The organism is Synergistaceae bacterium, assembly GCA_012728235.1.
Lineage (GTDB): Bacteria > Synergistota > Synergistia > Synergistales > Synergistaceae > JAAYFL01.
The window spans coordinates 1-14,443 of sequence record JAAYFL010000080.1 but is presented as its reverse complement, the minus strand read 5'-3'; the positions used below and the strand labels follow the sequence as shown (position 1 = coordinate 14,443).

The window sequence follows — 14,443 nt, the reverse complement described above, 5'->3', positions numbered from 1 at the left end:
TGGGAGTGTATATAAATGGAGCAAAAAAAAAGGAATCGCATCATACTTATCGGTCCGGTTTCCTCAGGCAAGACGACTTTATCTCAGAGAATTACAGACCGAGAGATAATTCCTAATAAAACGCAAGCTTTGAGTTTGATAGACGACTTTATTTTTGATACCCCGGGCGAATATTTAGAGATGGTTCATTATAGGGGTGCCATAACAGTTACATCGGCAGAAGCGGATATCGTAATTTTTGTACAGAATCCAATAGAAGATAATTCTGCTTTTCCACCGGCATATGCATCACTTTTTTGCAAACCGGTTTTTGGAGTAATAACAAAATCTGACGTGGCAAATAAGACTCAGATAAAAAGAGCGAGAAAGCAGCTAGAGATGGCGGGAGCCCAGAAGGTTTTTGTGGTGAGTTCTATTACCGGAGAAGGTATAGACGATTTTGTGAAAGCGATTGATGATAAATGGGAGGGCTCAGTTAAGCAATGCCTAGCGAGATAATAAACAGTGTAGGGATAGATATAGGGACATCAACTACACAGCTTATATTTAGTAGACTCGTGGTTGAAAACCGTGCAAGCAGCTACTCTGTACCCAGAGTTGAAATTATAGATAAAAAAGTAGTCTATTGGAGTGATATTTATTTCACCCCCCTTCTGTCACCGGAAGTTTTGGACGTAAATGAAATAAAAAAGATAGTCCAAGATGAGTACAGAAAGGCTAATATGACTCCGAGCATGTTGCAGAGTGGAGCTGTAATTATCACCGGAGAAGCTGCCAGGAAGGAAAACGCGAATGAGGTTCTGCGCTCACTTTCCGATTCTGCCGGAGATTTTGTTGTTGCCACGGCCGGCCCTGCGTTGGAATCAGTCCTCTCAGCAAGAGGTGCCGGAACGGACACGATGTCGCGTAATCGCGGAGACGTGGTGGTCAACTTAGACCTTGGCGGTGGAACGGCAAATATCGCAGCATATAACAAAGGAACGTTATTGGGAGTGACCTGTTTAGACATCGGAGGTCGTCTCATAAAAGTTGAAAACGGCAGGATCACATATATCTATCACAAGATAAAGAAGCTGGCTGATGACAATAACATACGTATAGAAGTGGGTTCTACGGCAGATGTTTCTGCTTTGCGCAAATTAACGACAATTATGGCGGCTATTTTGGCAGAATCACTTAGTTTGACACCGAGAACTGCACTGTCCGCTAATTTTTACACAAACGACGGAAAGCCGTTGCCTCAACCGCTTAATATAGATGCGGTAACTTTTTCAGGCGGAGTCGCAGATTTTATATATCACCCGGACGCAGCAAATGGAAATATATTCAAGTACAACGATATCGGAGCGCTTCTTGGGGAAGCAATAAGGGAGAATGCCTGTTTTAAACAGGTCGAAAGGTTGGAACCGGCAGAGACTATAAGAGCAACAGTCGTCGGAGCCGGAGTACATACAACAGAGATCAGCGGCAGCACTATTTCATTTGCGGAAGGTTATTTGCCGATAAAGAACGTGCCCGTTCTAAATATAACGGAAGAGGATGAGACAACACCTGAGCGGATTCTCGCATCCATGAAAGCACAGATGCCGTTGTTTAAGCCGGAAGGACAGTTGGAGCAAATTGCAATCTCTTTCGGTGGATGGTCAAGGAATAGCTTTGATGATATCCAGATCTTGGCAGATACTATAATCAAAGGCTCGCAGGAGGTGATTCAAAGTAAGTATCCGCTGATTTTGGTTCTGGAGAATGATATCGCAAAAGCTCTGGGACATGCCCTTAACGTAAAATTAAACCGTTCCAAACCAGTTATTTGCGTAGATGGTATCAAAACTTTGAGCGGTGACTATATAGACATCGGAGAGCCGGTACTCGGAGGGCGTGTATTACCTGTAGTAATTAAGACGTTAGTTTTTAACTCTTAAATTTAGATACAAAAAACAGAGAGGTGAGATGTTAGCATGAAACTTAAGACAAAGCTTTTTGGTCATAACTACGAATTCAAATCACTTCGTGAAGTCATGGCCAAAGCGAACGAGCTGAAGTCGGGAGACACGCTGGCGGGAATCGCTGCTGAATCCGCCGAAGAAAGAGTGGCTGCGAAAGTTGTCCTTTCCCATGTTACTCTTGAGGAGCTGCGTAACACTCCTGCCGTCCCCTACGAAGAGGACGAGGTAACACGCATCATTCAGGATGGTGTAAATGAGAGGGTTTACAACAACCTGAAGAACATGACCGTTGGCGAGTTCAGAGAGTGGCTTCTTGACGGCAAGACTGATGCTGCAATGATTAGAAGAGCATCAAAGGGGCTCACAGCTGAAATGATTTCAGCCACAGCCAAATTGATGAGCAACCTTGACCTGATTTATGCAGGAAAGAAGATGCCTGTCTCAGCAACATGTAACACGACAATAGGGCTCCCCGGTACATTTGCATCACGTCTGCAGCCCAACCACACCACGGACGACCCCAAAGGAATCATGGCATCAACTTTGGAAGGTCTTAGCTACGGTTGTGGAGACGCAGTTGTCGGCTTGAACCCAGTTGATGACTCAGTTGAATCTGTAGCTAGAATTCTTCAGTCATTTGAAGACTTGAAAAACAAGTGGGAGATTCCCATTCAGATATCAGTTTTGGCACACGTTACAACTCAGAACGAAGCAATTAAAAAATTCAACGCTCCCATTGACATGGTCTTCCAGTCAATCTCTGGATCACAGAAGGGTAACGAAGCGTTTGGAGTCACAACCGAAATGCTTGAAGAGGGAAGAAATTTGGTCCTCAATAGAGGAACATGTATCGGCCCCAACGTCATGTATTTTGAAACAGGACAGGGCGCTGAGCTTTCTTCAGACGCACACAACGGTTGGGATCAGGTGACAATGGAAGCCCGTACCTACGGATACGGGAAGAAATTCTCTCCCTTTATGGTAAATACAGTTGTCGGATTTATCGGTCCTGAATATCTTTTCGACGGGAAACAGGTCACACGTGCAGGCCTCGAAGACCTCTTCATGGGTAAGCTTACAGGTATTCCCATGGGTTGTGACGCTTGCTACACAAACCATATTAAAACAGACCAGAATGATGTTGAAAGCCTGGCTACACTTCTTGTCGCACAGGGCTGTAACTTCCTTATTAGTGTGCCTCAGGGTGACGACTGTATGTTGATGTATCAGACAACAGGTTATCACGATATGCCTGCGCTGCGTGAAATTTTTGGACTCCGTCCGATAGCTGAGTTTGATGCTTGGCTAGAAAAAATGGGCTTCTCTGAGAACGGCAAGCTGACGCCTCTCGCTGGCGACGCTTCAGTGTTCATGTAGAAGTAGTTAAGGAGGGAAGCAGACAATGGTAGAACAGAACGCATTAAGAGAAATAATAGAACAGGTACTTGGAGAGATGAATATCTCCGGCAACGCAGCACCTAAGCCGACAGCTGCTGCAGCTGCACAGGCTACAACCGTAAATACAGCGGCAGCCACAGTTGTAGAGGATGGATTCATTCCTGATATCACGGAAGTAGACGTCCGCAAACAGTATCTCGTAGAAAATCCGGTAAATGGACCTGCATATGCAGAGTTGAAGCTCCATGCTCCCTGTCGTCTTGCAATAGGCAAAGCAGGATCACGCTATAAAACAGAAGCTCCGCTTCAGTTCAGAGCCGCCCACTCCGCTGCTCAGGACGCCGTTTTCTCCGGAGTTGACAACGCGATTATAGAAAAAATGGGTTTCTTCAAAGTTGACACAAAATGTGACAACAAAGACACATTCCTTACCAGACCCGACTTGGGAAGACAGCTCAACGAAGAAGCAGTCAATACACTTAGGGAAAAATGCCAGAAGAACCCGAGAGTTCAGATTTACGTCTCAGACGGTCTTAGCTCTGCAGCAGTTGCGGCAAACGTTCAGGATGTTTATCCCGCACTTGTGCAGGGACTCAAAAGCTACGGCATAGAAGTGGGAACCCCATTCTACCTTGAGTATGGACGAGTTGGAGCAATGGACCAGGTTTCAGAAGTTACCGGCGCAGAAGTAACATGTGTGTTAATAGGCGAACGTCCCGGACTTATCACCGCTGAATCAATGTCAGCCTACATGGCTTACAAAGGAACAGTCGGTATGCCGGAAGCAAGACGCAACGTCATTTCAAATATACATAAAGACGGAACACCACCCGTCGAAGCAGGAGCTCACATCGCTGAGCTAATCAAGACAATGCTGGATCAGAAAACCAGCGGAACAGATTTAGTTAAAGCATAATTTTGTAGGAAATAGGAGGAATAATAATGAAGAGAGATAGACTACCGGCATTAGTACTAGCCACCAAGCTCATCCCCAACGTAGACGCTGGCTTGGCGAAAGAACTCAATCTTACGCCCGATCAGAAGTCATTGGCTCTTGTCACATCAGACTGTGATGACGTTACATACACAGCTCTTGATGAAGCAACAAAAAAAGCCGATGTCAAAGTTGTCTATGCAAAGAGTTTCTACGCAGGTGCACCTAATGCAACACAGAAACTCGCAGGTGAAATCATAGGAATCTTGGCCGCGCCAAACCCGGCCGAGGCAAAAGCAGGACTTGACGCATGCGTCAATTTTATCGAGAACGAAGCCTATTTTATTTCAGCAAATGATGACGACTCAACAGCATACTTTGCCCACACAATTTCCCGTACAGGCTCATACCTTTCAGAGTCAGCAGGAATTGCAGAAGGTGAAGCACTTGCATATTTGATCGCTCCTCCGCTCGAAGCAATGTATGGCGTAGATGCCGCACTCAAAGCAGCAGACGTTAAAATGTGCGTACTCTATGCACCACCAAGCGAAACCAACTTTGGAGGCGCCTTACTTACAGGAAGCCAGTCAGCATGTAAATCCGCATGCAACGCATTTGCGGCAGCAGTAGAATATATCGCTGACAACCCCAAAGACTAGAGTTTTTAAGGCTTGGGTAACGCATAACAAAGAGCAAGGAATGAATAAAAATTCGTTGTCACCATATTATGCGGATAAAGCCATAAGATAATGACAAGGAATAGATAGGAGGAAGACTCGTGCACTCACTCGATAAAGATCTTATGTCAATGCAAGAAGTTCGTGATCTGATTGCCAGATCAAAGAAAGCTCAATTAGCCTTTGCAGACAGAGATCATGCATATGTAGATAGAATTATAAAGTCAATTGCCGATGCAGGTGTTCGCAATGCCGAACGTCTTGGCAAAATGGCAAACGAAGAGACCGGTTTTGGTATCCCGGCTGACAAAACAATCAAGAATATTTTTGGAAGCCGCGTTACCTATGAATACGTCAAAGACATGAAAACAACCGGCGTGATAGAAGAAGATGAGGCGGCTGGAGTTACAACCATGGCCATTCCCATGGGAGTTATCGCAGGAATCATTCCTTCGACAAACCCCACCTCAACGGTATTGAACAACGTAATCATCTCCCTCAAGGGTAGGAACTCGATTGTTCTTTCACCACACCCTTCTGCATTGAATTGCATCCTTGAGACAGTAAAGGTTATCCGCCAGGCAATTTCAGAAGCTGGTGGAGATCCCGATTTGGTTGGAGTTATTACAATACCGACACGCCAGGCAACAGAAATCCTCATGAGCCATCATGACACAGCAATGGTTATAGCAACCGGTGGTTCAGCAATGGTTCGTGCAGCATACTCCTCAGGAACACCGGCTATCGGTGTAGGACCCGGAAACGGCCCTGCATTTATCGATAAGTCGGCAGATCTTCCTTTGGCAGTAAAGCGCATAATGGACTCAAAAACATTTGACAACGGTACAATCTGTGCTTCAGAGCAGTCAGTTGTCTGTGTATGTGAGATAGCGGCAGCAGTTGAAGCTGAGCTCACAAGACAGGGTGCATACTTCCTCTCAGACGCAGAGAAAGATCAGCTCGGCAAGTTCATTCTCCGTGCAAACGGAACTATGAACCCCGAAATAGTAGGTAAGAGCGCTCAAACCGTCGCACAGCTTGCAAAGCTTACAAACGTCCCGGCAACGGCACGCGTGTTGGTGGCAAGAGAAGACGGAATTGGATTCGGACATCCCTATTCCAATGAAAAGCTCTCCCCTATTCTTGCGTTCTACACAGCTGAGACATATGAAGAAGCCTGTGGAATTTGTCGTGACATACTGACCTACGAAGGTGCCGGACACACAATGTCCATGCACACAAAAGATTTGGACAAAGTAAATTACTTTGCCAAACACGTTCCCGTAGCACGCTTAGTCGTTAACACACCGGCAACCTTGGGTGGAATCGGAGCATCAACAGGACTTGTTCCTGCAATGACGCTCGGATGCGGAGCTATCGGCGGAAGTGCTACATCTGACAACGTAGGGCCGATGAACCTTATCAACCTCTGCCGTATCGCGGTAGGTAAAAAAGAAATAGAAGAGGTCCGTGCTTCTGCTCCTGTATGCAGAGACGGAATTTGCGAAACTTCTACAGCAGCTTCTTGCTCAACAGCAAGCGTTGACGTAGATGCAATAGTCCAAGCAATACTTGATAAGCTCAACAGATCATAAGTTTTAAAATTTAGAAGAGATAAATAGGAGGAGTTACTATGGCACTTTCAGCAAATCAGCAAGCATTAGGAATGATAGAAACAAAAGGTCTCGTAGCCTCAATAGAAGCAACAGACGCCATGGTCAAAGCAGCAAACGTTACCTTGATTGGTAAAGTACACGTTGGAGGCGGACTTGTTACAACAATGGTTCGCGGCGACGTAGGTGCTGTTAAGGCAGCAACAGATGCAGGAGCAGCAGCAGCAGAGAGAGTCGGAGAACTTATTTCCGTACACGTAATCCCACGTCCTCACGAAGAAGTAGAATACATTCTTCCCAGCCTCGGAAACGAATAAGTTTCCGATAAACGCAGTAATAAAAATTAAAGGAGTGAATGATAATGGCAAGAGCAACTGACCAAGCATTAGGAATGATAGAAACAAAAGGTCTCGTAGCCTCAATAGAAGCAACAGACGCCATGGTCAAAGCAGCAAACGTTACTTTGATCGGTAAAGTACACGTTGGAGGCGGACTTGTTACAACAATGGTTCGCGGCGACGTAGGTGCTGTTAAGGCAGCAACAGATGCAGGAGCAGCAGCAGCAGAGAGAGTCGGAGAACTTATTTCCGTACACGTAATCCCGCGTCCTCACGAAGAAGTGGAGTACATTCTTCCGCATATTGAAAAATAAATGAATTACCGACCCGAGAGGGGTGAGTCTTATTGAGGGTTATCACAGAAGCGGCATTGCGTGATGAATTTCGAGCGAAGGAGGAGCCTTCTTCTTACTTTGTACCTAAAGGGAAGATGCTCTCTCCTGCGGCTCGCGAATACCTTCACCAGCAAAAAATAAAGATAGTCACAGAATCAAGGGGCGGAAAGTATAGTCCGGCTCCTGAGGCAAATGAGACTCAAGTTTCTCGGATGCAGCCGCAGGCGCAAGCTGACATGCAGCAAGCGCCTAGCGCAGCTGTAGGCGATTACGAGCGTCCTTCTGTGTATATCGATTACGAAAGCGGGGCTTTTTATTCAGAGAAGCCGGAGCATATGACACAGCTCATCGGCAACAAGTTGGTCGTAAAGGATCATGCCAGGATAAGGTTCAGAGGAAAACTGGACAGTATTCAGTCTCTGGTTGTTCTGAATCAAGTTTTGATAAGTGAGTGTTGCGGCAACGCGAAGCTCATGAGCGACCTCGACGATGTGCTTCACATACTCCGAGAAATTATGCGTTGTGATGTTTTGGGCGAACCGCTCGTTAATGAGACCATCATCGGCTACACACACAAAGAGCTGCGTGAGATGTCTCATAATCCAATGAAATATTTCTCTGTTAAACAGATGGTCCTGCCAGGCTATCAATTAGGCAAAGCGTATGCTTTATTAAATCAGATTCGCTCGGCAGTGCGAGAGGTAGAAGTTTCAGCCACCCGCGCTTACAGAATAAGAAATATCTATGAGCGTCTCGATATTGTAGAAACACTAAATAGACTCTCCAGCGCAATACATATTATGATGTCAAAATATTTGGCCGGAGAGTACAAGTGAGATTTAAAATGAAGGAGAGACTAATATGCAGGATATAGTTTCAGCAGTCCTTCTGGCGATGGAAAATTCAGGGTTTGTGCAGGTTGAAGTCTCTGCTCGTCACGTGCATTTGTCTGCTCCTGATGTTGCCAAGCTTTTTGGAGAGGGTGCAACTCTTACCCCGGTAAGAGAATTGTCGCAGCCCGGACAGTTTCTCTGTGAAGAGAGAGTAACTGTAATCGGCCCGAAGGGGAAATTCCCGAACACGGCCGTGCTGGGTCCCGAACGCTCTCGCACTCAGATAGAACTTTCAAGAGGAGATACTTTTGCACTGGGCATTACTGCTCCAATAAGAGACTCCGGCGATTTGGAAGGTTCAGCTGATATCATAATCGAGGGACCAAAGGGCCAGGTTACAATATCTCAGGGAGCAATCATAGCTAAAAGACACATTCATGTCCCTGCTACTTTTGCAAATAAGCATGGACTGAAAGACGGAGACATAGTTGATGTGGAAGTTTTCACGGACAGGCCGGTTGTACTGAAAGAAGTGCTCCTCCGCGTCAGTGATCAGTACAACTATCGTATGCACATTGATGTTGATGAAGCCAACGCGGCAAACGTGAGTGGATTTACACTTGGCAGAGTTATTAAATAATTTGGACAGGAAGTGCCAGATGCTCGATTTAAAAAGAATAAACAAGTATATGGATACAGTAGGTTCATCAGAAAAGAAGACCTTTAAACCAAAAGGTCAGATTTACAAAACCGGATTAGATTTAGGAACTGCAACGATTGTGTTGGTAGTGCTGGATGAAGACGACAATCCTCTGGCATGTGAAACACAAGTTGCGGAAGTACTCAGAGACGGGGTCTTGATAGATTATTCAGGTGCTCTGAATATCGTCAAGAAGCTAAAAGCCAAAATTGAGAAACGCCTAGACACTGAACTGCATGAATGTGCCATAGCTATGCCCCCGGGAACGGGGAACAGCGCAAGAGCGCATCGTTATGTTGCAGAAGGAGCCGGTTTTAACGTTACAAAAATTCTTGATGAGCCTACAGCTGCAAATTCGGTATACCGTATTGAAAACGGCGTTATAGTCGATATAGGCGGCGGCACAACAGGTCTTTCCGTAATAAAAGACGGTGCTGTAACAGAGATATACGACGAGGCAACAGGAGGCACACATCTAAATTTAGTACTGGCTGGTAATTACAAAATCACAGTTGCCGAAGCGGAAAAAATCAAAAGAACCCGTTCACGCCATGGAGAGATATTTCCAATAGTAAGGCCTGTTTTAGAAAAGATGGCGACGATTGTTGACCGTCATGTCAATAAAGATGAAGTGGAAGCTATATATTTATGTGGCGGAACTTGTCGTATCGACGGGATTGAACAGGTTTTTGAAGCGGTAACAGGCATAAAAACATATAGACCCAAAGATCCGTTCCTGGTCACATCGGCCGGGATTGCGATGAACTGCAAAAATTTGAGCTAAAGAGGGGGGTGAGAAGATGGATTATGATGCATTAGTAACCGAGATATTGACTCGTGTTCTTGCCAAGTTGAATCAGGCAGAAGCTTCTGCTACTCCGTCTTCCTGCAACATACCTGACACGAGCTGTAGCTCAGGAAGTACTTGTACTTCTTTAGCCGCACCCGTTGCTAAAAAAGAAAAAAGAATTACGAAGAGAGTGGTAACTGAAAGAGACATGCGTCTTGCCTTTGATGAGAACGTGACTTGCGTCACCGTCGGAGAAAAAACGATAGTCACAGATGTCGCTCAGGAATATGCCACCAAGAACAAAATTGAAATTGTTAGATGTGAATAAGATATTGAGGAGGGCTGAGAAATGAGAGTTGCAAAAGTCATAGGCAATATTTGGGCAACAAGAAAAGAACCTAAGCTTGCCAGCCTTAAGATGCTCTTGTTGCAGCCTATAAATATCGCAAGCGGATCATCTGACGGAGTTCCCATTGTTGCTACGGACATGATCGGAGCCGGTGTTGGAGAGACAGTAATCTTTGTCACCGGAAGCTCTGCCCGCAGTGCAACAGGGGACAGGTCAAATCCCGTTGACGCATCCGTCATTGCTATCGTGGATGACCACGAAGTTGACGAGAGCGTCATATAAGAAGGCGTGAGTACGGATATGAATTTAATCGAAAAAGTTAAATCAGCCGGAATAGTCGGAGCAGGAGGCGCCGGCTTCCCGACTGACGTTAAGTTAAACGCTAAAGCGGAGTACTTTATCCTTAACGCAGCAGAGTGCGAGCCTCTAATCGAGACAGACAAATATCTCTGCCGCGAATTTGCTGATGAGGTAGTTGCCGGTACCGTTATGGCTGCAGAACAGATAGGCGCAACAAAGATAGTGTTTGCTATAAAGGGGAAATACAAAGCTGAAATAGCCGCACTTGAAGCTGCCATAAAAAAAGCAGGAGCAAAGATTGAAATTTCAAAAATGCCCACCTTTTATCCTGCCGGAGATGAACAGACGATAGTCGAGTTTGTCACGGGGCGTGTTGTTCCTGAAAGAGGTCTTCCACTTAACGTTGGAACCGTTGTCAACAACGTTGGCACAATGCTCAATCTATACGAAGCTGTAACACAGGACAAACCTGTTATAGACAAGTACCTTTCAATAACAGGAGAAGTCGCGAAGACAATTATGTTAAATGTGCCCATTGGCACCTCGCTTCGTGAATGTATTGAAAAAGCAGATCCACTAATCAAAGATTATGCAATTATCGTTGGCGGACCCATGATGGGGCAAGTTATTTCCGACAAGGAAGGGATCGATAAAGCTGTCGTGACGAAGACAACAGGCAACGTCATAGTTCTTTCTCCGACGCATTATCTCGTCACCTGGGCGGCTGATCCCATAGAAAAGTTCCGTCATCAGACAAGAAGTGCCTGTATTCAGTGCCGCATGTGTACCGATCTCTGTCCTCGCTATCTGTTGGGACATGATATACAGCCGCACTTGGTCATGCGTAATTTTTGGAGAGAAGACATTATCAAAGACGACGAAGAATACATTAGAAGTTTTGGCAGTGCATTAAACTGCTGTGATTGTAGAATATGCGAAGTTTTCTCCTGTCCAATGTTGCTGTCGCCAGCAAAAGTCAACTCTTACTTCAAAGGGAAGATAAGAGAAAAAGGACTTGATAAGGCACGCAACAACGAACCTAAGACAAGAGATGGCCTTGATGGGAGAAGGGTGCCGACAAGCAGGCTTGTTGCACGTCTGGGACTCACAAAATATTACTACAATAAACTGCAGGACGGATGCATCAGCATTACACCTGAGACTGTATTTATACCTTTCAGTCAGCATATCGGGAGACCGGCACTTTCTCAGATAAAAGCCGGAGATACTGTTGAAAAAGGACAGCTAATTGCCGCAGCTCAGGAAGGCATCTCTGCAAACATACACTCAAGTGTAAGTGGCACTGTAAAAGAAGTGAGTGCTCAAGGCGCACTCATCCACTCTAAAGGGGGGAGATAATTACAAATGAGACACGCTATAGGTATGGTCGAATTAAACAGTATTGCCAGGGGGATAGAGACCTGTGACTTTATGGTTAAGGCGGCTCAAGTTGAATTATTGCGTGCTAGCACCATCTGCCCCGGTAAATATGTTGTAATCGTAGGTGGTGGAGTGGGTGATGTCACCGCGTCTATGAGAGAAGGAACGGCACATGCAGCTGAACATTTGGTAGACAAATTGCTTATCTCAAATGTACACGAACAGCTCATTCCGGCCGTGTCTATGACCACACAGGTCACTCAACTCGGCGCTGTAGGTGTTCTTGAATTTTACTCAGTGGCATCAGCTATTCTTGCGGCAGATACTGCTGCAAAAGCAGCTCAAATCACTTTAATTGAAGTCCGTATCGGTTTCGCGGTTGGAGGCAAAGGATATGTGACGTTGACAGGAGATGTCGGTGCCGTAAGAGCTGCCGTAACAGCAGCAAGCAAAGACGCCGAACTTCTTGTCAGCACGGCAGTCATCCCACGTCCTTCACCTTATCTTTTAGATAGTTTGCTATAAGAACTACCATAATAAGAACAGGGGGTATTTTGTGTGTTTAACGAACTAATTGAAAACATTACCAATTTCTCAGTTTTTACAGAGAGTTTCGGTGAATGGATTAGCAATATCTCGGTAAACTCAGTAATACTAATGATTATGATGATCTTCATGTTGGTCGGAGCCATTGACAAGATTCGCGGCAATAAGCTCGGATATGGAGAAGAGTTTGACAACGGATTTGAAGCCATGGGGCCTCTCGCAATTGCTATGGCCGGAGTTGTGGCGGCAGCACCCGTGCTTGCCATTATTCTCAAGCCGATAATAGTTCCCATTTATGGCCTACTAGGAGCAGACCCCTCAATGTTTGCAACGACTCTTCTTGCTTGCGACATGGGCGGCTACCCCTTGGCAATGGAGCTCGCTTCAGACGCCAGCGTAGGAAACTTTGCCGGATTGATTCTCGGAACAATGATGGGCCCGACGATTGTCTTCACAATCCCCGTTGCTCTTTCAATCATTAAACCTGAAGATCGCCCCTACTTAGGCGCCGGTGTACTTGCCGGACTTATTACAATTCCTCTCGGCTGTATTGCAGGTGGACTTGTGATGAATTTGACACCCTACAAAATTAGCATGGCGACAGTACTTGTTAACTTGATTCCCGTTATAATCATTGCAGGTGCAATCTGTGTCGGACTTTGGTTTGTTCCCGATCGTATGATTCGTGGATTTAACAAATTCGGAACGGCAGTAACCGTTCTTATCACAATCTTCACAGCCATTGCCGTATTTGAATATATCACAGGGATACACTTCCCGCTTTTTGATATTATGGTAGACCCTGAAAAGAACAACGGAGTCATTCCTCTAGAAGAAGGTCTCTTGATATGCGGACAGATCGCAGTCGTCTTGATTGGTGCTTTCCCGATGGTCAAATGGATTACAAGAACATTCGGTACAGCGCTTGAAAAAGTTGGAGGCCTCCTTGGTATGAACGAAGAAGGTTCAGCCGGATTGGTAGCAACACTTGCAAACAACATTGCCATGTTTAACATCCTTGATAAGATGAATGCAAAGGGCAAACTTATAAACGTAGCATTTGCAGTATCAGCAGCATTTGTCTTTGGCGATCACCTTGGATTTACAGCCGGAGCAAATGCAGAAATGATATTCCCTGTTGTTGTAGGTAAGCTTGTTGCCGGTATCACGGCAGTTATCCTTTCTCTAATCCTTGCTCCGATGCTTCTTTCAAAGGTGGAATCCTCAGTAAAAAACAGCAAATAACACCTTTGCAAGTTAGCCTGAAAGGTTGTGAGAACAGTGAACAGAAGTGAACAGTTAATACGTGACATAGTAACTCAGGTCTTAAACGAATCCATGGGCAAGCAGGAACAGGATTTTGTTAAGAAAAAAGACCCAAGTGGAGTGATTCTAATCAAATCAGACACAGTAAAATGTGAACGCTTTGAGCAGGATGGAGTTGCTCTCAAAGATGTTGTAACGCTTGAAGAGGCTCCCAGAATGGGCGCCGGAATAATGGAGCTCGACAATACAAGCTTTGAGTGGACTCTTACTTACGATGAATATGATGTAGTTCTTTCAGGCGTACTTGAGATCGTAGTCGATGGTCGAATAGTAACAGGCTATCCCGGCGATATCATCTACATTCCAAAGAACACAAAGATTCATTTCCAAACTCCAAGTCACGCAAGATACGCTTATTTCGTCTATCCGGCGAACTGGGGCGAATTAATTTAAAAAGTTATAAAACTTAAGTGTGGGCATTGTGTAGGCTTGAATCTTTTGCATAATGCCCTCACTTAATGAAATAAAAGGCAACATTTTTTTGACAATAGGTAAAGTTTGTGATACTTTATTTAAAGTGTTAGCGTCGCAGAATAGCTGTTAGCAACACTCTAAATAAAAGTGAGTGTTCACAAGACATACGGGCTGATTAGCGGTTGCGACTTATCGTACTTTGCTTATTGATTTATTCCTATTTTTTAAAAAACTTTTTAGTCTATAATTTACAATCTACTGTGCACCGTAAATCTGGAAGGAGTGTTTGTTATTATGGTCAAGAAGTATACCAGAGTAGTAATGTTAGCACTTGCAGCAATCATGGTGTTTTCATGTGTCGCAATGGCAGCAACAACGATCCCTGAGATTTATGCCAAGAAACCCACACAGTACCTCACAGAGAAGAATTGGGCACCCTGGTCAAAGAAAGTCATCAACCAGATGTTCGATGCTTTCGGAAGAAACAATGTCAACTACAATCCGGAAAATAGACCCTGGGCGATGTTTGACTGTGACAACACCATCACATTGACAGACGTACAG

The 14,443-nt window shown here is 45.1% G+C and carries 18 protein-coding genes; all 18 read left to right on the top strand.

Annotation, left to right across the window (positions count from 1 at the left end; genetic code table 11):
- The first annotated feature begins 15 nt into the window (after window positions 1-15).
- Window positions 16-498 carry an ethanolamine utilization protein EutP gene (locus tag GXZ13_05675; protein NLX75303.1) on the top strand — a complete coding sequence of 161 codons (483 nt, stop codon included), beginning with the start codon at window positions 16-18 and terminating at the stop codon, window positions 496-498.
- Window positions 483-1,922, top strand: coding sequence for an ethanolamine ammonia-lyase reactivating factor EutA (gene eutA, locus GXZ13_05670; protein ID NLX75302.1), 1,440 nt, complete (start codon window positions 483-485; stop codon window positions 1,920-1,922). The genes GXZ13_05675 and eutA overlap by 16 nt, the downstream gene beginning before the upstream one ends.
- A 36-nt stretch (window positions 1,923-1,958) precedes the next feature.
- Window positions 1,959-3,323, top strand: coding sequence for an ethanolamine ammonia-lyase subunit EutB (locus GXZ13_05665; GenBank protein NLX75301.1), 1,365 nt, complete (start codon window positions 1,959-1,961; stop codon window positions 3,321-3,323).
- Between the two features lie 25 nt (window positions 3,324-3,348).
- Window positions 3,349-4,260 (top strand): ethanolamine ammonia-lyase subunit EutC, encoded by a 912-nt coding sequence (eutC, locus tag GXZ13_05660; protein NLX75300.1) that lies wholly within the window; start codon window positions 3,349-3,351, stop codon window positions 4,258-4,260.
- A gap of 26 nt (window positions 4,261-4,286) precedes the next feature.
- Window positions 4,287-4,937 (top strand): ethanolamine utilization microcompartment protein EutL, encoded by a 651-nt coding sequence (gene eutL, locus GXZ13_05655; protein ID NLX75299.1) that lies wholly within the window; start codon window positions 4,287-4,289, stop codon window positions 4,935-4,937.
- A 119-nt stretch (window positions 4,938-5,056) separates the two neighbouring features.
- Entirely contained in the window at window positions 5,057-6,550 is a 1,494-nt protein-coding gene (locus GXZ13_05650) for an acetaldehyde dehydrogenase (acetylating) (GenBank protein ID NLX75298.1), read from the top strand.
- Window positions 6,551-6,588: 38 nt separating this feature from the next.
- On the top strand, window positions 6,589-6,885 hold the full coding sequence (eutM, locus tag GXZ13_05645) for an ethanolamine utilization microcompartment protein EutM (GenBank protein ID NLX75297.1): 297 nt from the start codon (window positions 6,589-6,591) through the stop codon (window positions 6,883-6,885).
- A gap of 44 nt (window positions 6,886-6,929) precedes the next feature.
- Window positions 6,930-7,220 (top strand): ethanolamine utilization microcompartment protein EutM, encoded by a 291-nt coding sequence (gene eutM / locus GXZ13_05640; GenBank protein NLX75296.1) that lies wholly within the window; start codon window positions 6,930-6,932, stop codon window positions 7,218-7,220.
- Between the two features lie 32 nt (window positions 7,221-7,252).
- Complete coding sequence (locus tag GXZ13_05635; GenBank protein ID NLX75295.1) at window positions 7,253-8,077, top strand: ATP-binding protein; 825 nt, start codon at window positions 7,253-7,255, stop codon at window positions 8,075-8,077.
- Between the two features lie 25 nt (window positions 8,078-8,102).
- Window positions 8,103-8,714: a phosphate propanoyltransferase gene (pduL, locus tag GXZ13_05630; protein ID NLX75294.1), complete on the top strand. Its 612-nt coding sequence runs from the start codon at window positions 8,103-8,105 to the stop codon at window positions 8,712-8,714.
- 19 nt (window positions 8,715-8,733) lie between these two features.
- Entirely contained in the window at window positions 8,734-9,558 is an 825-nt protein-coding gene (gene eutJ, locus GXZ13_05625; GenBank protein NLX75293.1) for an ethanolamine utilization protein EutJ, read from the top strand.
- A gap of 16 nt (window positions 9,559-9,574) precedes the next feature.
- Window positions 9,575-9,892 (top strand): hypothetical protein, encoded by a 318-nt coding sequence (locus tag GXZ13_05620; GenBank protein NLX75292.1) that lies wholly within the window; start codon window positions 9,575-9,577, stop codon window positions 9,890-9,892.
- 21 nt (window positions 9,893-9,913) lie between these two features.
- Window positions 9,914-10,195 carry a EutN/CcmL family microcompartment protein gene (locus GXZ13_05615; GenBank protein NLX75291.1) on the top strand — a complete coding sequence of 94 codons (282 nt, stop codon included), beginning with the start codon at window positions 9,914-9,916 and terminating at the stop codon, window positions 10,193-10,195.
- Between the two features lie 18 nt (window positions 10,196-10,213).
- Entirely contained in the window at window positions 10,214-11,572 is a 1,359-nt protein-coding gene (locus GXZ13_05610; GenBank protein ID NLX75290.1) for a proton-conducting membrane transporter, read from the top strand.
- A gap of 6 nt (window positions 11,573-11,578) precedes the next feature.
- Entirely contained in the window at window positions 11,579-12,118 is a 540-nt protein-coding gene (locus tag GXZ13_05605) for a BMC domain-containing protein (protein ID NLX75289.1), read from the top strand.
- 33 nt (window positions 12,119-12,151) lie between these two features.
- Window positions 12,152-13,384, top strand: a complete 1,233-nt coding sequence (locus GXZ13_05600; protein ID NLX75288.1) for an ethanolamine utilization protein EutH — start codon at window positions 12,152-12,154, stop codon at window positions 13,382-13,384.
- A gap of 36 nt (window positions 13,385-13,420) precedes the next feature.
- Window positions 13,421-13,858 (top strand): DUF861 domain-containing protein, encoded by a 438-nt coding sequence (locus tag GXZ13_05595; GenBank protein NLX75287.1) that lies wholly within the window; start codon window positions 13,421-13,423, stop codon window positions 13,856-13,858.
- A 315-nt stretch (window positions 13,859-14,173) separates the two neighbouring features.
- The coding region (locus GXZ13_05590) for a hypothetical protein (protein NLX75286.1) at window positions 14,174-14,443 on the top strand (270 nt) is incomplete at its 3' end.